General features: G+C 37.4%; 17 protein-coding genes and 3 tRNA genes. 11 read left to right on the top strand and 9 right to left on the bottom strand.

The window, feature by feature from the left end; all coding sequences use genetic code 11:
* Positions 1–3: 3 nt before the first annotated feature.
* A complete protein-coding gene (locus B0186_RS02670; protein ID WP_078217885.1) occupies positions 4–735 on the top strand; it encodes an epoxyqueuosine reductase QueH in 732 nt (243 codons plus the stop codon).
* Positions 736–801: 66 nt separating this feature from the next.
* Here B0186_RS02670 and cysS read toward each other — a convergent pair whose 3' ends face one another.
* The gene (cysS, locus tag B0186_RS02665) at positions 802–2,181 is read right to left on the bottom strand and encodes a cysteine--tRNA ligase (protein WP_078217853.1); all 1,380 of its coding nucleotides are present in this window, start codon (positions 2,179–2,181) and stop codon (positions 802–804) included.
* 138 nt (positions 2,182–2,319) lie between these two features.
* On the opposite strand from cysS, the gene B0186_RS02660 reads away from it, so the two are divergent.
* The 3 genes from B0186_RS02660 (at position 2,320) to B0186_RS02650 (ending at position 4,248) form a co-directional block, all read left to right on the top strand.
* Complete coding sequence (locus B0186_RS02660) at positions 2,320–2,829, top strand: peptidylprolyl isomerase (protein ID WP_078217852.1); 510 nt, start codon at positions 2,320–2,322, stop codon at positions 2,827–2,829.
* Between the two features lie 67 nt (positions 2,830–2,896).
* On the top strand, positions 2,897–3,421 hold the full coding sequence (locus tag B0186_RS02655; protein WP_078217851.1) for a peptidylprolyl isomerase: 525 nt from the start codon (positions 2,897–2,899) through the stop codon (positions 3,419–3,421).
* Positions 3,422–3,456: 35 nt separating this feature from the next.
* A complete protein-coding gene (locus tag B0186_RS02650; protein ID WP_078217850.1) occupies positions 3,457–4,248 on the top strand; it encodes a TatD family hydrolase in 792 nt (263 codons plus the stop codon).
* Positions 4,249–4,297: 49 nt separating this feature from the next.
* Here B0186_RS02650 and lnt read toward each other — a convergent pair whose 3' ends face one another.
* The 5 genes from lnt to galT all read right to left on the bottom strand — a co-directional run bounded on the left by lnt (position 4,298) and on the right by galT (position 10,178).
* Positions 4,298–5,830 carry an apolipoprotein N-acyltransferase gene (lnt, locus tag B0186_RS02645; protein ID WP_078217849.1) on the bottom strand — a complete coding sequence of 511 codons (1,533 nt, stop codon included), beginning with the start codon at positions 5,828–5,830 and terminating at the stop codon, positions 4,298–4,300.
* A 6-nt stretch (positions 5,831–5,836) separates the two neighbouring features.
* A complete protein-coding gene (corC, locus tag B0186_RS02640) occupies positions 5,837–6,721 on the bottom strand; it encodes a CNNM family magnesium/cobalt transport protein CorC (protein ID WP_078217848.1) in 885 nt (294 codons plus the stop codon).
* A 185-nt stretch (positions 6,722–6,906) separates the two neighbouring features.
* Positions 6,907–7,950 (bottom strand): galactose-1-epimerase, encoded by a 1,044-nt coding sequence (galM, locus tag B0186_RS02635; RefSeq protein ID WP_078217847.1) that lies wholly within the window; start codon positions 7,948–7,950, stop codon positions 6,907–6,909.
* Positions 7,944–9,110 carry a galactokinase gene (gene galK, locus B0186_RS02630; protein WP_078217846.1) on the bottom strand — a complete coding sequence of 389 codons (1,167 nt, stop codon included), beginning with the start codon at positions 9,108–9,110 and terminating at the stop codon, positions 7,944–7,946. Before galK ends, galM begins: the two co-directional genes overlap by 7 nt.
* An 18-nt stretch (positions 9,111–9,128) precedes the next feature.
* Complete coding sequence (galT, locus tag B0186_RS02625; protein WP_169832914.1) at positions 9,129–10,178, bottom strand: galactose-1-phosphate uridylyltransferase; 1,050 nt, start codon at positions 10,176–10,178, stop codon at positions 9,129–9,131.
* Between the two features lie 250 nt (positions 10,179–10,428).
* On the opposite strand from galT, the gene B0186_RS02620 reads away from it, so the two are divergent.
* The 4 genes from B0186_RS02620 to mglC all read left to right on the top strand — a co-directional run bounded on the left by B0186_RS02620 (position 10,429) and on the right by mglC (position 15,174).
* Complete coding sequence (locus tag B0186_RS02620) at positions 10,429–11,427, top strand: substrate-binding domain-containing protein (RefSeq protein ID WP_078217845.1); 999 nt, start codon at positions 10,429–10,431, stop codon at positions 11,425–11,427.
* Positions 11,428–11,586: 159 nt separating this feature from the next.
* Positions 11,587–12,573, top strand: a complete 987-nt coding sequence (gene mglB, locus B0186_RS02615; RefSeq protein ID WP_078217844.1) for a galactose/glucose ABC transporter substrate-binding protein MglB — start codon at positions 11,587–11,589, stop codon at positions 12,571–12,573.
* Positions 12,574–12,624: 51 nt separating this feature from the next.
* Positions 12,625–14,145: a galactose/methyl galactoside ABC transporter ATP-binding protein MglA gene (mglA, locus tag B0186_RS02610; RefSeq protein WP_078217843.1), complete on the top strand. Its 1,521-nt coding sequence runs from the start codon at positions 12,625–12,627 to the stop codon at positions 14,143–14,145.
* A gap of 18 nt (positions 14,146–14,163) precedes the next feature.
* Entirely contained in the window at positions 14,164–15,174 is a 1,011-nt protein-coding gene (gene mglC / locus B0186_RS02605) for a galactose/methyl galactoside ABC transporter permease MglC (RefSeq protein WP_078217842.1), read from the top strand.
* A gap of 132 nt (positions 15,175–15,306) precedes the next feature.
* Here the strand turns inward: mglC and trxA are convergent, their stop codons facing one another.
* From trxA to B0186_RS02590, 3 genes are all read right to left on the bottom strand, one after another.
* Complete coding sequence (gene trxA / locus B0186_RS02600) at positions 15,307–15,630, bottom strand: thioredoxin (RefSeq protein WP_078217841.1); 324 nt, start codon at positions 15,628–15,630, stop codon at positions 15,307–15,309.
* A 130-nt stretch (positions 15,631–15,760) separates the two neighbouring features.
* Positions 15,761–16,756, bottom strand: a complete 996-nt coding sequence (locus B0186_RS02595) for a 2-hydroxyacid dehydrogenase (RefSeq protein WP_078217840.1) — start codon at positions 16,754–16,756, stop codon at positions 15,761–15,763.
* Between the two features lie 35 nt (positions 16,757–16,791).
* Positions 16,792–17,901: a methionine biosynthesis PLP-dependent protein gene (locus tag B0186_RS02590; RefSeq protein WP_078217839.1), complete on the bottom strand. Its 1,110-nt coding sequence runs from the start codon at positions 17,899–17,901 to the stop codon at positions 16,792–16,794.
* Positions 17,902–18,230: 329 nt separating this feature from the next.
* Here B0186_RS02590 and B0186_RS02585 point away from each other — a divergent pair.
* From B0186_RS02585 to B0186_RS02575, 3 genes are all read left to right on the top strand, one after another.
* Positions 18,231–18,306, top strand: a tRNA-Gly gene (locus tag B0186_RS02585).
* Positions 18,307–18,317: 11 nt separating this feature from the next.
* Positions 18,318–18,391: transfer RNA gene (locus tag B0186_RS02580), tRNA-Cys, on the top strand.
* 35 nt (positions 18,392–18,426) lie between these two features.
* A tRNA-Leu gene (locus tag B0186_RS02575) sits at positions 18,427–18,513 on the top strand.
* The last annotated feature ends 99 nt before the right edge of the window (positions 18,514–18,612 follow it).

The following is an 18,612-nucleotide window of genomic DNA, read 5'->3' as shown; positions in this document are numbered from 1 at the left end:
GATATGAACACTTCAAAACCAGAACAAAAACAACCGCACTTTGATGTGCAAAATCGCCGTAAAAAAGAACGAAAAGATCCCAATGCACCTTTTGTGCGTCCTAAATTAGAATTGCCAGATGGGCATAATAAATTATTATTACATTCTTGTTGTGCCCCTTGTTCTGGCGAGGTAATGGAAGCTATTCATGCCTCAGGGATCGATTTCACTATTTATTTTTACAACCCAAATATTCATCCATTAAAAGAATATTTAATTCGCAAAGAAGAAAATATCCGCTTTGCTGAAAAATGGGGAATTCCATTTATTGATGCCGATTATGACCGTCAAAATTGGTTTGATCGTGCTAAAGGCATGGAAGATGAGCCTGAGCGTGGAATTCGCTGCACCATGTGCTTTGATATGCGTTTTGAAAAAGCTGCTCAATATGCTCATGAAAATGGTTTTCCTGTTTTTACTAGCTGTTTAGGGATTTCTCGCTGGAAAGATATGAACCAAATTAATGGTTGTGGACATCGTGCCGCAGAAAAATATGATGATGTGGTTTATTGGGATTATAACTGGCGTAAGGGCGGTGGTTCACAGCGCATGATTGAAATTAGTAAACGTGAACGTTTCTATCAACAGGAATACTGCGGCTGCGTTTATTCTTTACGAGATACAAACAAATGGCGTGAGGCAAATGGCCGTCAGAAAATTGAAATTGGAAAATTATATTATTCAGCTGATGAATAAAAATTAACTGTTTCTAGTATATAAAAATGGGCGAATACATCGCCCATTTAATCTCTAAATACATCACTAAATTTTACGCCATGTTGTTCCACTTGGACCGTCTTCCAACACAATTCCCATTGCAGTCAATTCATTTCTTACCGCATCGGCACTTGCCCAATCTTTTGCTTGACGTGCTTCATTACGTTGCTTAATCAATGCTTCAATTTTAGCAACTTCCGCATCATCTGATCCTGCTTGTAAAAAATCTTCTGGATCTTGCTCTAACAGACCTAAAACACCTGCTAATTCACGCAAACGAGCCGCTAAACCATCAGCAAGAAGTTTATCTTCATTTTTTAATTTATTAATCTCACGAGCCATTTCAAATAAAACAGAAATTGCATTTGGCGTATTAAAATCATCATTCATCGCTTCCGTGAATTGCGCAACAAAATTTTCTCCGCCAAAAGCAACCGCACTTTTATCTGTGCCACGCAGGGCGGTATATAAACGTTCCAATGCACCATGCGCTAAATTTAGATTTTCTTCGCTATAATTCAACTGGCTACGGTAATGAGCTGTCAACAAGAAATAACGCACACTTTCCGCATCATAATGATTTAACACATCACGAATGGTAAAAAAGTTACCCAAGGATTTAGACATTTTTTCTTTATCAACCATGATCATGCCTGAATGAATCCAGTAATTAACATACTGATTACCATGAGCACAGCAAGATTGCGCAATTTCATTTTCATGATGTGGGAACATTAAGTCAGAACCACCACCATGAATATCAAAATGTTCACCTAACTGTTTGCAATTCATTGCAGAACATTCAATATGCCAACCTGGGCGACCAGCTCCCCATGGTGAACTCCAACTTGGCTCGTTTTCTTTCGACATTTTCCATAACACGAAATCCATTGGATTTTTCTTAATTTCAGAAATTTCAACCCTTGCTCCAGCTTGTAATTGGGTTAAATCTTGGCGAGATAATTTGCCATATTCTTTGAAACTTTCCACATCAAACATAACATCGCCATTATCCGCCACATAAGCATGACCACGAGCAATCAATTTTTCCACCAATGCAATAATTTCTGCAATATGATGCGTTGCTCTAGGCTCAAAATCTGGTCGTAAAACATTTAAAGCATCAAAATCCTTGTACATTTCTGCAACCATACGATCCACTAATTGCTCGCACATTTCTTTATTTTCTAAAGAGCGGCGAATAATTTTGTCGTCAACATCTGTAATATTGCGCACATAAGTCAAATCATAGCCTAAGTAACGCAAATAACGGGCAATTACATCGAAACAAACAAAAGTTCGCCCATGCCCGATATGACATAAATCATATACAGTTACACCACAGACATACATTCCCACTTTATTTTCTGAAATAGGTTTAAAAACTTCTTTTTCTCGCGTTAAGGTATTAAAAATTTTTAACATTTGCTTGTTCTCTATAATTGAATGAAATCGTTAATTTATCGGGATGCAAAGCCAGTGCAGTGATGATTTTATAGCACTTATTGTGACTTTATGAAATAATAAACGCCTTTACAACAATACAAAATCAAAGGATCTAAAATGATTACATTACACACCAATTTTGGTGATATTAAATTAGCATTAAATTTTGAAAAAGCGCCAGCAACCGCAGAAAACTTTTTAGCATATTGTAAAGAGGGTTTCTATAATAACACAATTTTCCACCGTGTTATTGACGGATTTATGATCCAAGGTGGTGGTATGGAAAGTGGTTTGCGTGAAAAAAATACCAAGGCGCCAATCAAAAACGAAGCAAGCAATGGTTTAAGTAATAAGCGTGGTACCATTGCTATGGCAAGAACATCAGATCCACATTCTGCAACAGCACAATTCTTCATTAATGTAGCAGATAATACCTTCCTTGATTACCGTGCAAAAGAAATGTTCGGCAAAACAGTCGTACAAGAATGGGGTTATGCAGTTTTTGGCGAAGTAGTTGAAGGAATGGATATTGTCGATAAAATCAAAGGCGTGAAAACGGGCAATAAAGGTTTCCACCAAGATGTTCCTGTTGAAGATGTCGTTATTACCTCTGTTACGGTTGAATAATTTTAAGGACGCTGCATAGCGTCCTGATTTTTACCCCTAATGTTTATTCAGGAAGCAAAGGCAAACTATGAAAAAACACATTTTTTTGACCGCACTTTTCGCTCTTATTTTTAGCCTATTCAGCCACGCAACCAATGTTATTTTACATACAAATCAAGGCGATATTGTGATTGAGTTAGATGAGAAAAATGCGCCAATCTCTAGCCAAAATTTTCTACAATACAGCCAAAGTGGTTTTTATAACGGCACAATTTTCCACAGAGTCATTGATGGATTTATGATCCAAGGTGGTGGTTTCAGTAGCGGTATGCAAAAGAAAACAACTCATGATCCAATCAAAAATGAAGCCAATAATGGTTTGAAAAATATTGCAGGTTCTGTTGCTATGGCAAGAACTGCTGATCCACATTCAGCTACATCGCAATTTTTTATTAACCTTGTAGATAATACCTTCCTCAATCATACCGCTGAAACAGAGCAAGGCTGGGGTTATGCGGTCTTTGGCAAAGTAGTAGAAGGCATGGATATTGTGAATAAAATTGCTAAAGTCCAGACGGGCCGCCAAGGCTTTCATCGTGATGTACCAAAATAAGAAATTATTATCCAAAAAGTAAGCATCAAATAATTATGCGTTTTTTCGATACACATACACACCTCTATTATGTACAACAGGTTACGCAAGAAAGTTTAGCGCAACTGGTACAAAATGCGGAGCAAGCGGGCGTGGAGAAAATGCTCATCGCGGCAGTATTACAACAAGATTTTAAAAATATTGTAAATATGACCGCACTTTTTCCAAACCAGCTTTATTATGGACTCGGTTTACATCCTTTATATATTGAACAACATAGTCAAAATGACTTAGCGCTTTTGCAGCAAGCATTAGAACAACGATCTTCTGCTTGTACTGCAATCGCTGAAATAGGTTTAGAGCGAGGGAAGGCTGAGTTGATTAGCGAGGAATTATGGAAAAAACAATGTGAGTTTCTTGAAGTACAACTTAGTTTTGCACAAAAATTTGATTTGCCTGTGAACTTACATAGTCGTCAATCTCATGATCAATTATTCACCTTTCTCAAGCGCGCAAAATTAAATAAAGTGGGTGTCGTTCATGGCTTTGCTGGAAGCTATGAGCAAGCAAAACGTTTTGTCGATTTAGGCTATAAAATTGGTGTTGGCGGTACAATCACTTACGAACGCGCAAATAAAACTAGAAACACTATTGCCAAATTACCTTTGGACAGTTTATTACTTGAAACTGATAGCCCTGATATGCCCGTTTTTGGTTTTCAAGGTCAACCTAATCGCTCAGAACGAATTGTTCATGTCTTCCATGAGTTATGTCAATTAAGAAAAGAACCAGCCGAACTCATCGCAGAAACAATCTGGGAAAATAGCTGTAATCTATTCGCCAAATAAATATCGGGCAGCTATACCAGCTATGCCCAACATTTCTCATCTTTATTTGTTATCCTTGCTTCAATTTTTTGCGTACTAATGCACCTAAACTTCTAAATAACACTAATAAACAAATCAATAAGTACAATGGTTTACTTCCTAGCATCGCATAAGGCGTCATACCTTCTGTTGCAGCTATTTTGTGAGTTAAGGTTGTTTCTACAAATTGTGGCGCCTGTGCAACAATTTTACCTTGCGCATCAATAAAAGCCGTAATACCAGTATTAGTCGCACGAATAACAGGTCTTCCCAGCTCAAGTGCTCGCATTCTTGCCATTTGCAAATGTTGCCAAGGTCCAATGCTATCGCCAAACCAAGCATCATTTGAAATAGTTAAAATAAAGTCACTTTGCTTACGCAAATTTTGTTGTAACTGAGAGCCAAAAATAATTTCATAGCAAATTGCTGGTGTAAAACGGCTATTTTTGGCTAAAAAGGGCGGTTGAATAACATCGCCTGACTCGAATGCTGACATTGGTAAGTTAAAAACAGAACCTAGTGGGCGTAATAACTTTTCCAGTGGCACATATTCGCCAAAAGGCACAAGATGATGTTTCGCATAACGGTTTTCCGTATTGATATGATAAGGCATCTCCGCATTACCAATATTCACAATAGAATTGAGCAATTTACCTTTAGTTTCATCTTGATAAACCGTACCAATCATCACTTCCACGCCTTTGTCTTGCGCCACTTGTTGTAAATTTTGCAAATAAGGCTGGATATGATTTTCTAATGCAGGCAATGCCGCCTCAGGTAAGATAATCAAATCAGAATGATCTAAGCTTTGGCTAATTAAACGCTGATAAATATCAAGAGTTTGATAAAAATAGTTAGGATCCCATTTTAGTTGTTGCTCGATATTTCCTTGTACTAAGGTGATATTTAAGGATTTTTGTGGATTTTCTTGCACAAATTTAAGTGAAGAGGTTACCGCACTCAAACCTAACATCACTGCCAGTAATAGACTATGAGTAACAATAATCAGCCATTGTTTCTTACTTTGCATTAACTGCGAAACTAGGCTAAAAATCACCGCACTTACCCACATGACAAAGAAGGTAAGCCCTTCGACACCAAATAATGTGGCTAACGCAGCAAATGGTGTGTCAAGTTGAGTATAGCCAAATTGTAACCAAGGAAAGCCCGTAAATACCCAGCCACGCAAAAATTCGGTCAATGTCCAAATGGCTGGAAAAATCGCCAAACTTTGTACTTTAAAACGCTGAACTAAATAAGTGAACAACAAAGGATAAAGTGCTAAATATCCGGCAAGTAAAATCACGAGTAAATAGCTAACAAATAATGGTGCTCCACCAAATTGATGAATACTGACATTGAGCCAATTCACACCAATACTAAAAAAGCTCAATCCCCATAAAAAACTAGCACGAAGTGCGGTCTTTTTTTGTGGATTTTTGGCTACCCAAATTAGACCAGCTAATGACAGATAGGCAATAGGCCAGAGATCAAAAGGGGAAAAGGCTAAAACGCCTAATCCCCCTGTTAACATAGCAATAAAATATACGAGATAATTTTTCATTGTTGGTTATTCTGTTTTTTCACTTTCTACAAGTTGTTCATCTGGCACAGTCACTCGTACTTGAATAATACGGCGACTGTCCGCAGAAGTAACTTTAAAACTTAAATTATCTAGCACGACTTCTTCGCCACGTTTTGGCAAATAACCGAATGCTTGCATAATCAAGCCCCCAATCGTATCCACTTCTTCATCAGCAAAATGGGTATGAAATTGCTCATTGAAATCATCAATATCTGTCAACGCTCGTACCGCATAAGTATGGCGAGAAAGCTGGCGAATATCGGCAACATCTTCTTCATCAAACTCATCTTCAATATCGCCAACAATTTGTTCTAAAATATCTTCAATGGTCACTAAACCTGAGATTGCACCAAATTCATCAACCACTAACGCCATGTGAAAACGTTCAGCACGAAAATCTTTTAACATACGATCCACGCGTTTACTCTCAGGCACAATGACCGCTGGGCGCAATAGACTTTGCAATTCAAATTGTTCTGCATTGGAACGAGAAAACTTGAGCAAATCTTTAGCGTGCAAAATCCCTGCGATATTATCTCGTTCATCACTGATCACAGGAAAACGAGAATGTGCACTTTCAATAATGACATCAAGGCAAGCATCAAGATCTTGATCGCCTTCAATAAAAATAATTTGTGAGCGAGGAATCATAATGTCACGTACTCTCAACTCAGAGATTTCAATAACCCCTTCGATCATCTCCCTTGTATTCTGATCAATTAGCTCATTTTGTTCAGAATCTCGAATGACATCTACTAATTCTTGACGATTTTTCAATTCCCCTTGAAAAAAGCGCCCAAATAAAGATTGAAAGAAACTTTTCTTTGTTTCATTTTCAGTGATTGTATTAATCTGTTCGTCGTTACTCATAAACTCTAATATTGTGTCCGTCTTATTGACCGATGAAAATTACCACATTTTGCTAGGAATAACTAGGAAAAATAAGGAAAGGAAAAACATCTAGCGTAAAAATATGATAGGAAAGAAATAAAAAAGAAGGGAGTTATCTGGATAATATATCTCCCTTTAATGCAATAAAAATATTGCTCAAAACGCTAACTTATAAATTGATATTTCGTCCAATGATAATATTTTTCACCCACTTTGGTTATACCACCATATTTCCACCACTCAGGATGGTTTGGCGTATCAGGTAAACACTGGGTTTCTAATGCAATCCCCGCATAATCAGCATATTGCCCATTTTGGCGGTTTGGCGTAGCGGATAAAAAATTCCCTGTATAAACTTGTAATGCAGGTTGAGAAGTCGTCACTTTCATAGTCAATGAACGATCAAGTGCGGTCAAAATTGCACAAGTTTTTTCATCATTTTGATTAAGTAAGAAAGAATGATCATAGCCTTTTACCAACTGTTGCTCTTCTTGTAAAAAATCCAAACCAATTGGCTTTTCCTCACGAAAATCAAAACTTGTTCCTTCAACCGATTTTAACTCTGCATTTGGAATTCCTGCGCTGTCCACAGGTAAAAAATAGTCCGCATTAAGTTGTAATGAATGTCCCCGAATATCGCAACCTTCAACAGCATTATTCAAATTAAAATAAGCATGGTTGGTTAAATTAATCGGACAATCCTGATCGCAAATTGCCTCGTATTCAATCTTAACTTTATTATTTTCACTCAAAGAATAAGTAACAAAAACATGCATATTACCAGGAAAGCCTTGATCGCCATCATGACTAAAATGAGAAAAAGTAATGGAATTTCCACCGCACTTTTCCAAATACCAACGCTGACGATCAAAACCTTGGCCACCATGAAGTTGATGCTGATTTTGATTGGCTGCCAGCAAATATCCTTTACCATTTAACTCAAATTGACTATTGGCAATACGGTTAGCATAACGCCCAATACTTGCCCCTAAATAAGCCTGCTGCTTAGGATAGTCATTCACTTGGCAGCCGAGCAAAACTTCACGCATTTCGCTGCCAACAGGCACTTGGCACGAAATCCAAGTTGCGCCCCAATCCATAAATTGCACCTTCATCCCTTTCGCATTGGTTAAGGTAAAAATGCGGAAAGGTTGACCATCAGGGGCAATGCCCTCTTGATGTTCTTTAGCTAAACAATCGCTTAACATATTGCAACCCCTTGCGAAGCGGTACAAACATAGAAATCTTCTTTCAAGCCTGTTTGTTTTTCATAATTGTCGGCAATAATTTGGCGAACGGCCTCAACTTTGTCTTGTGGTGCAATAGCAACAATACAGCCGCCAAAACCACCACCGGTCATACGAACTCCGCCATTTTTACCAATCACGACTTGTGCAAGCTCCACTAAATAATCAATTTCAGGTACGGTAATTTCAAAGTCATCACGCATTGAGTCATGAGATTGATACATTAACTCCCCTAGTCGTTGCAGATCGCCTTGCTGCAAGGCTTGAACCGCCTGTAACACACGCTCATTCTCCGTCACAACATGTCTAGCCCGTTTTGCCATTTCGGGATCAAGTGCGGTCAATTCTGCTTCTTTTTGCTTAAACTGCTCAACAGAAACATCACGCAATGCTTTCACACCAAAAAACTCTGCAGCCATTTCACATTGCTGACGGCGTGTATTATATTCGCCATTAACTAAATCATGTTTCACATGAGAATTCACGATCATAACAGCAACATCTTCAGGCACTGGTGTTGCCACGGTATCTAAAGAGCGGCAGTCAATCATAAGAAGATGATCTTTTTGACCTAATGCAGAAATGAGTTGATCCATATTGCCACAATTTGCGCCTACAAATTTATTCTCTGCTTGTTGACCAATCAAAGCAATTTCCGTATTTGTTAAGGCTAAATCCCCCAATTGCTGACAAAATTTTCCCACTGCCACTTCTAAAGAAGCGGAAGAACTTAAACCTGCTGAAAGTGGCACATTGCCACAAATCACTAAATCTGCACCTTGCTGAAACTCTGTGCAACGTTGTTGAATAAACTTCACCACACCGCGAACATAGCCAGTCCATTTTGCCTTTGCTTTTGGTTCAATAGGTTGGCTTAAATCAAATTCGTCATATTCCTTTAAATCTGCCGCATAGACACAAAACAGATGATCATCTCGTTTTGCGCCACTGATTGCTGTGCCATAATTAATCGCACAAGGCATAACAAACCCATCGTTATAATCGGTATGCTCGCCTATGATATTTACTCGTCCCGGTGCATAAACATTAAGTTCAGAAGTGCGGTTAAATTTTTCACTAAATAATTGCTTTGCTTGTTGTTGTGGATTTTGTTGAGTCATGTTATCACTCCATTAAATTTATTTATTTTTATAATGAACATCGCTTAATTCACGCAATCTGGCAGCTGCTTGTTCAGCAGTTAAATCTCTCTGACTTTCTCCTAGCATTTCATAACCCACCATAAATTTACGCACTGTTGCTGAACGTAACAAAGGCGGATAGAAATGCGCATGGAGTTGCCAATGTTCATTATCTTCATTATTGAAAGGCGCAAAATGGAAACCCATAGAGTAAGGGAAAGAGGTTTCAAATAAATTATCGTATTTAGTCGTTACCATTTTTAACGCCAAAGCGAGATCTTTTGCTTGTTCCTCAGTTAAGTCTGTTAAACGTTTGACGTGAATTTTTGGTAAAAGCAATATTTCAAATGGCCAAACCGCCCAATAAGGCACTACGGCAACCCAATATTCCGTTTCAACTACGACTCTTTCTTGTAGCTCTCTTTCACGTTTTTGGTAATCCATGAGTAAAACAGAACCATGTTTATTCAAATAATTGCGTTGTGCATTATCTGTTCGAGCAACTTCATTTGGTAAAAAACTATTTGCCCAAATTTGTCCATGTGGATGCGGATTAGAACACCCCATGGCAGCACCTTTATTTTCAAAAATTTGCACCCATTGGTATTTTTTACCAAGTTCTTCTAATTGTTCTTGCCAAACTTTTACTACCTCAAAAATTTCTTCTACTGTTAGTAATGGCAAGGTTTTACTGTGATCTGGTGAAAAACAAATGACTCGGCTTTCGCCGCAAGCTTGGCTAGATTGAAACAACGGATCATCCGTTTTTTCTGGCGCTGGCGTATCTTCTAACAACGCAGAAAAATCATTTTTAAATACGAAAGGTTTGGTATAACTTGGATTTTGCTCCCCTGTAATACGTTTATTGCCCGGACAAAGATAACAAGCAGGATCATAGCAAGGTTTATTTTCATCTGTTGTTTTTTCTTGCTGACCTTGCCAAGGTCTTTTGGCACGATGAGGCGAAACCAAAACCCATTGTTCAGTCAAAGGATTGTAGCGTCGATGTGGATGTTCTGTTGCAACAAACTCGGTCATTTCACTCATTTTTATACCCTCAAAAATTAATCTTTATTACAAATAATGTAAACGATTACAAATAAATTGGCTGCTATGCTATCACATCGCCCTTTTATTTAACTGTGATCTATATCACAATTATTAATTATGGCTGATAGGTCTAATAAGAATTTTGTGAGCTAGGTTTTATTTTACTTTAGTAACCGTTTCCAAAAATAATTTATTTGGTTATGATACAGTGGAATTTATATAAATTTTAAACTGTCTGGGGGAACAAATGATCACTATTCATGATGTGGCTAAACATGCTGGCGTTTCTGTTGCAACGGTTTCTCGAGTGCTGAATAATCATCCCTCAGCCAGTGAAAAAGCCCGTCTAGCAGTACAAAGTGCGGTAGAAAAATTAAATTATCATCCAAACGCTAATGCACAAGCTCTAGCCTTACAGAATACAGATACTATCGGTGTTGTGGTAACTGATGTGACAGATCCTTTCTTTGCTATTTTGGTTAAAGCCGTAGATAAAGTTGCAGAAGAACACGAAAAAAGTATCTTAATTGGCATCGGTTATCACAACGCAGAAAAAGAAAGAAATGCCATAGATACTTTATTACGCAAGCGTTGTAGTTGCTTAGTTGTTCATTCAAAAGCCTTGAGTGATCAAGAGCTTAGCCAATATTTACAACGGATTTCTGGTATGGTAATTATCAATCGAGTGATTGAAGGTTATGAAAGTCGTTGTGTTAGTTTAGACAATAGCAAAGGTACATTTCTTGCCACTGAAATGCTAATTAAATTCGGGCATAAACATATTGGCTACATTGGCTCAAATCATCAGATTTCTGATGAGAAGGATCGCTTTAATGGCTATTTAAATGCCTTAGAACATCATAAACTACCTATATTTGAACATGCAATTGCACACAGCACCCCTGATTTTGAAGGTGGCGAAGAAGCCATGATTAATTTATTAAGTTATAACTCAAACCTAACTGCTGTTGTGGCGTATAACGACAGTATGGCGGCTGGTGCAATTTCAGTGTTAAATGAAAATAATATCCAAGTTCCGAAACAATTTTCTATTATTGGATTTGATGATATGCCTATCGCACGCTATTTAATTCCCAAATTGACCACTGTACGCTATCCTATTGATTTAATGGCAACTTATGCCGCCAAGCTGGCATTAAGTTTAGTCGATAATCAAATCGCTGAGCCTGCTCATATTCAATTTAACCCAACTTTAGTACGCCGTTTTTCTGTAGAAAATCCTTAATTTTTAGCATTTCATGAAATCGTTTTCATGAATTTCTATAAATGTGAAACGGATCACAGTCTTATTACTCATTTTCCGCTATTCTTACCACAACTTACCAATTATGAGGTTAAGTACTGGTAAGAATATCTATTTCTCAATCCATTCAAGGAGCATTTTATGAAAAAAACAGTATTAAGTGCGGTAGCTTTAGCAGTAGGTTTTAGTGCAATTGCAGCACAAGCAGCTGATCGTATTGGTGTAACCATTTACAAATATGACGATAACTTTATGGCATTAATGCGCCAAGAAATTGATAAAGAAGCAAAAGCTGTAGGCGGCTTAGACCTTTTAATGAATGACTCACAAAATGCACAATCTATTCAAAATGACCAAGTTGATGTATTAATTTCTAAAGGTGTTAAAACTTTAGCAATTAACTTAGTGGACCCAGCTGCTGCACCAACTGTGATTAAAAAAGCTAAAGCAGAAGATATTCCAGTTATTTTCTTCAATAAAGATCCAGGTGCGAAAGCAATTGAAAGCTATGATCATGCTTATTATGTAGGTACAGATCCAAAAGAATCAGGCCTTATCCAAGGAGATTTAATTGCTAAACACTGGAAAGCGAATTCTGCTTATGATTTAAATAAAGATGGCAAAATTCAATATGTATTATTAAAAGGTGAACCTGGTCACCCAGATGCTGAAGCGCGTACCAAATATGTAATTGAAGCATTAAACGCTCAAGGTATTCAATCAGAACAATTGTTCATTGATACTGGTATGTGGGATGCTGCGATGGCAAAAGATAAAGTTGATGCTTGGTTATCTAGCTCTAAAGCAAATGACATCGAAGTGATCATTTCTAACAATGATGGTATGGCGATGGGTGCATTAGAAGCAACTAAAGCACATGGTAAAAAATTACCAATCTTCGGTGTTGATGCACTACCAGAAGTATTACAGTTAATTAAGAAAGGCGAAATGGCTGGTACTGTGTTAAACGATGGTGTTAACCAAGGTAAAGCAGTGGTTCAACTTGCGAAAAATTTAGCGCAAGACAAACCAGCAACAGAAGGAACAAACTGGAAATTAGAAAAACGTGTTGTTCGTATTCCTTACGTTGGTATTGATAAAGACAACTTAAGTGAATTCTTAAAATAATTGTTGTAATCATTAGGGGAGATCTATCTCCCCTTTTCTATGAGGTTGGATATGACAGTACAAACTCTAAATCAAAGTGGCGAAATACTGCTTACGATGACAAATGTCAGCAAATCCTTTCCCGGCGTAAAAGCACTTGATAAAGCGAATTTAACCATTCGATCTCACTCAGTTCATGCGTTAATGGGGGAAAATGGTGCTGGTAAATCAACGTTGTTGAAATGCTTATTTGGTATTTATGCTAAAGACGAAGGCGACATTCTTTTTTTAGACAAGCCGATTAATTTCAAAACCTCAAAAGAGGCATTAGAAAATGGGATATCCATGGTACACCAAGAATTGAATTTGGTGCGCCAGCGTAATGTAATGGACAACTTATGGTTAGGACGTTATCCACTAAAAGGCATTTTTGTTGATCACGGCAAAATGTATCGAGATACAAAAGCTATTTTTGATGAATTAGATATTGATATTGATCCAAAAGAAAAAGTGGCTAATTTATCTGTATCACAAATGCAAATGATTGAAATTGCAAAAGCATTTTCTTACAACGCTAAAATTGTGATTATGGATGAGCCAACCTCATCATTATCAGAAAAAGAAGTTGAGCATTTATTCAAAATTATTGCAAAACTAAAAGAACGTGGTTGTGGAATTGTTTATATTTCACACAAAATGGATGAAATTTTCAAAATTTGTGATGAAATCACTATTTTGCGTGACGGAAAATGGATTAATACCGTTGAAGTTAAAAAAACGACCATGGATGAAATAGTTGCCATGATGGTGGGACGAGAACTAACCCAACGTTTCCCGCCTAAAACTAATGAACCAAAAGAAGTTATTCTTGAGGTAGAAAATCTCACTGCATTAAATCAGCCTTCAATTCAAGATGTTTCTTTTGAATTACGTAAAGGTGAAATCCTTGGTATTGCTGGGCTAGTGGGTGCAAAACGCACAGATATTGTCGAAACAATTTTTGGTGTTCGTGAACGTAAAAGTGGAACGGTCAAATTACATAACAAAGAAATAAAAAATCGCACCGCACTTGAGGCGATTAATAATGGCTTTGCGCTTGTTACAGAAGAACGCCGCTCAACAGGGATATATGCAAATCTAAGCATAGAATTTAACTCTTTAATTTCTAACATGAAATCCTATATCAGCTCCTTTGGTTTACTCAGTAATAAGAAAATGAAAAGTGATACGCAATGGGTAATTGATTCGATGAATGTTAAAACGCCATCTCATCGTACCCATATCGGCTCACTTTCAGGCGGTAACCAACAAAAAGTGGTTATAGGGCGTTGGCTACTCACTCAACCTGAAATTTTAATGCTTGATGAACCAACTCGAGGTATTGATATTGGGGCAAAATACGAAATCTATCAGCTCATTATGCAACTGGCACAAAAAGATAAAGGGATTATTATGATCTCATCGGAAATGCCTGAGTTATTGGGTGTTACAGACCGTATTTTAGTTATGAGCAATGGAAAAGTTGCAGGCATTGTAGAAACCGCCAAAACCTCCCAAGAAGAAATTCTACAGCTTGCGGCGAAATATTTATAAGCAAAGAAGGAAGTCACTATGTCTAGCTTAACTCAAACAAAATCGTTAGATTTTCTTAAACAAAATGCCATTTATTTTGTTTTGTTAATTCTTTTAGTTGTGATTATTGTTCAAGATCCTAGTTTCTTGAGTTTACGCAACTTCAGTAACATTCTCACGCAATCTTCAGTTCGTTTAATTATTGCTCTAGGCGTTGCGGGATTGCTTGTTACCCAGGGTACTGACCTATCCGCAGGACGCCAAGTCGGTTTAGCCGCCGTTGTTGCAGCAACCATGCTACAAGCGATGGACAATATGAACCGCGTTTTCCCTGATTTGGGTGAAATTCCGATTCCTGTGGTAATCTTAACTGTATGTGCTATCGGTGCTGTAATCGGCTTGATAAACGGGTTAGTTATCGCCTATCTCAATGTAACACCATTTATTGCTACGATGGGAACGATGATTATTGTCTATGGTATCAACTCGCTCTACTATGATGCAGTAGGTTCATCTCCAATCGCAGGTTTTAATGAAAGTTTCTCTGAATTTGCCCAAGGCTTCTTCCGTATTGGTGGTTTTAAACTCTCTTATATCACCATTTACGCTACCCTAGCCTCTATTTTAGTTTGGGTAATGTGGAATAAAACTCGCTTTGGTAAAAACATCTTTGCTATCGGTGGTAACCCTGAAGCTGCAAAAGTCTCTGGGGTAAACGTAGCTCGTAACCTTGTGGTTATCTATATGATTGCAGGTATCTTCTACGCATTCGGTGGAATGTTAGAGGCTGGACGTATCGGTTCTGCAACCAACAACCTTGGCTTTATGTACGAAATGGACGCGATTGCTGCTTGTGTGGTGGGCGGAGTTTCCTTCGCAGGTGGTGTAGGAACGGTTATTGGCGTAGTAACAGGGGTACTTATCTTCACCGTTATTAACTATGGCTTAACCTACATTGGCGTAAACCCTTACTGGCAATATATCATCAAAGGTAGCATTATTGTTCTGGCTGTTGCGATTGACTCACTGAAATATGCGAAGAAAAAATAATTCTTAATTTAAAATTTAATCAGCCTCTAAATAGAGGCTGATTTTTTACGTTAAACTTTTAATATAGCCAAAAAAATAGCTTAAATCCTTTCTCAGAATTTAAGCTATTTATGCATTCGTTATAATTGCAAATTAGCTATTTTGATTAATGAAATTAGCTAATTGATTTTTTGGTAATGCACCAACTTGAGTTGCAACTGCTTTACCTTCTTTAAAGAACATTAATGTTGGGATACTACGCACACCAAATTGAGCTGGTGTCATTTGGTTTTCATCAATATTAATTTTAACGATTTTTACTTTATCGCCTAATTCAGCAGCAAGTTCATCTAAAATCGGTCCAACCATACGGCAAGGTCCACACCAAGGTGCCCAGAAATCTAATAATACTGGAACATCTGATTTTAATACATCTGCATCAAAAGTTGCGTCTGTTGTATGTAATACTTCACTCATTTTTATTTTCCTTTTTCTCTGTTGGTATTTGTTTCCAATTTTGCAATATGAGGGTAAATTTTGTCATTTCAAGTGTCAAATCATAACATAAGTCACAATAAAAACGACTAATTGCTTTAATTAGCTGAAACTAAGATGGTAGAACCTGATTTTCACTCACTTTATTCATCTTTAAATGATAAATATTATTTAGTGTTACATCAGAAATACTCATCAATGCTTCTTCCGTTAAAAATGCTTGATGCCCAGTTAATAAAACATTATGACAAGAAGACAAACGACGGAAAACATCATCTTGGATAACCTCGTTGGACTTATCCTCAAAGAACAACTCTCTTTCATTTTCATATACGTCCATACCTAAGGCACCAATTTTACGTTGTTTTAATGCGTCAATTGCAGCTTGGGTATCAATTAATGTGCCACGGCTAGTATTAATTATCATCACACCATCACGCATTTTGGCAAAAGACTCTCGATTTAATAAATGATAATTTTCAGGTGTCGCAGGACAATGTAAGGTAATAACATGAGATTTAGCATAAAGTTCATCCAGTTCCACATATTTAGCACCAAGCTCTTCCGCAATGGGATTTTTAAAAGGATCATAAGCAAGAATATTCATGCCGAAGCCTTTTAAAATTCGGATTGTCGCAAGACCAATTTTTCCCGTGCCAATAACCCCAACAGTGCGCCCATACATATTAAAGCCAATTAACCCTTCAAGAGAGAAATTTGCTTCTCTTGTACGCTGGTAAGCTCGATGAATTCGGCGGTTTAAGGCCATCATTAAGCCAACAGTATGTTCTGCCACTGCTTCTGGAGAATATGCCGGCACCCTCACAACTTGAATACCTAGCTCTTTCGCTGCCTTCAAATCAACATTGTTAAAACCAGCACAACGAAGTGCAACCATTTTGACACCAAATGACGCAAGTTTTTCTAGGACTTTTCGACTACCATCATCATTGACAAAAATGCATACCACATCACAATGCTCAGCCATTTTTGCAGTGTTGACATTCAACATAAAATCAAAAAATTCTAGATCAAAACCGTATTTGACATTTACTAGCTCAAAATACTTACGATCATAATTTTTTGTACTATAAACTGCTACTTTCATTAAATATCCTCCATTTTTGCTTTCCTAAAAATTAGTTATTTTAATTGTGAAAATGCTTGTAATAAATCAGCTTTAATATCTTCTACATTTTCCAATCCAACGGAGAAACGCAATAAACGATTACATACCCCACGCACAATACGCTCTGCCTCTGGAATATCCATGTGAGTTTGTGTAGCTGGATAAGTAATAAAACTTTCTGTTCCCCCTAAACTCTCGGCAAAAGTGATTAATTTTATCGCTTTCAAGAATGGATTAACCCAATTTTCATCTTGCAGACGGAAGGACAACATACCCCCTTTATTTGGATATAGCACATCTTTTACTTGTGGTTGTTCACTTAAAAATTTCGCCAATTCTTGAGCGTTTTTCTGGTGGCGATCCATACGTAATGCAAGAGTCTTCATACCACGAATGGTCAACCAAGAATCAAAGGGCGATAACACTGGCCCTGCGCCATTTTGAATATAGAACAAGCGATCACATAACTCTTGACCTTTAGCAACAATTAATCCCACCAAGGTATCATTATGACCTGCTATATATTTTGTACCGCTATGAATAACAACGTCAGCACCATGTTCCATTGGTCTGAATAAAACAGGCGTTAAAAATGTATTATCAACAATCAATAATAAGTTATGTTTTTTAGCAATTTTTGCTATTGCAGCGACATCACATTCTTCCATTAGCGGATTAGAAGGCGTTTCAACAAAAATTGCTTTGGTATTCTCTGTAATGGCTTTCTCTATTTCTTCGCTTGACGCAGTATTAACATAAACAGGTTTAACGCCATGGGTATTTTTATAAGCAAAATCTAATAAACGATAGGTTCCGCCATAGACATCACTGGATACAAGCCATTCATCAGGCGAAGCAAATAAGGACATCAATAATTGGATCGCTGCCATTCCAGAAGAACAAGCAAATCCACGATCACCACCTTCTAATTTTGCAATCGTTTCCTCTAATACTGTTCTAGTTGGATTTTTAGTTCTTGTATAGTCAAATCCAGTACTTTCGCCAATACCATGATGACCATAAGCGGTAGAAAGAAAAATTGGCGTAGAAACAGCGCCAGTTCTTTCATCTGTTCGGTTACCAGCCTGAGCAAGTAACGTATCTAAAGCATATTGTTGTGTCATAAGTTCACCTAATAAATTTAACGAAAAAAGTACCGCACTTTTGCTAGGAATAAATTGTTTTATTGTTGTGCGATATGAATATGAAAGGATTGCATTGTTGCATAAAGTGTCTAGTGATTAAAGAATATTTTCTACATTCTTAAAATAGATAAAGAAAATACAATATAACAATGTGTTATAGATAAACAACTTTTGTATTATTTTTATTCTTAAAAGGCTTTTCTGAGTTTTTTTTCATCAATCAATATATTTTTTTCAAAAGAACCGTTGACAGTTTTTCATAACTCAGTAAAATGCGCACCACTGACAGCGAATGTGTTGCAGCGAAAGCGGGAATAGCTCAGTTGGTAGAGCACAACCTTGCCAAGGTTGGGGTCGCGAGTTCGAGCCTCGTTTCCCGCTCCAATTTACGCTACGGCGTGTTAGCAAAGCGGTTATGCACTGGATTGCAAATCCATGTAGCTCGGTTCGACTCCGGGACACGCCTCCATAATGTAGCCGTTAGTCAGTAAAGCAAGTATTCTTGCCCGAGTGGTGAAATCGGTAGACACAAGGGATTTAAAATCCCTCGCCTTTCGAGGCGTGCCAGTTCAAGTCTGGCCTCGGGCACCATTTAAAAGATAAAAAATCAAAATATAGTCGCAGTAAGCGGCTTTTTTTTACGCCTAAAATTTACCGCACTAACAAGTGAATGTAATGAACAAAATCCTA

The sequence above is a fragment of the Canicola haemoglobinophilus genome, assembly GCF_002015075.1.
Lineage (GTDB): Bacteria > Pseudomonadota > Gammaproteobacteria > Enterobacterales > Pasteurellaceae > Canicola > Canicola haemoglobinophilus.
This window is presented reverse-complemented; position numbering and strand designations above follow the sequence as displayed.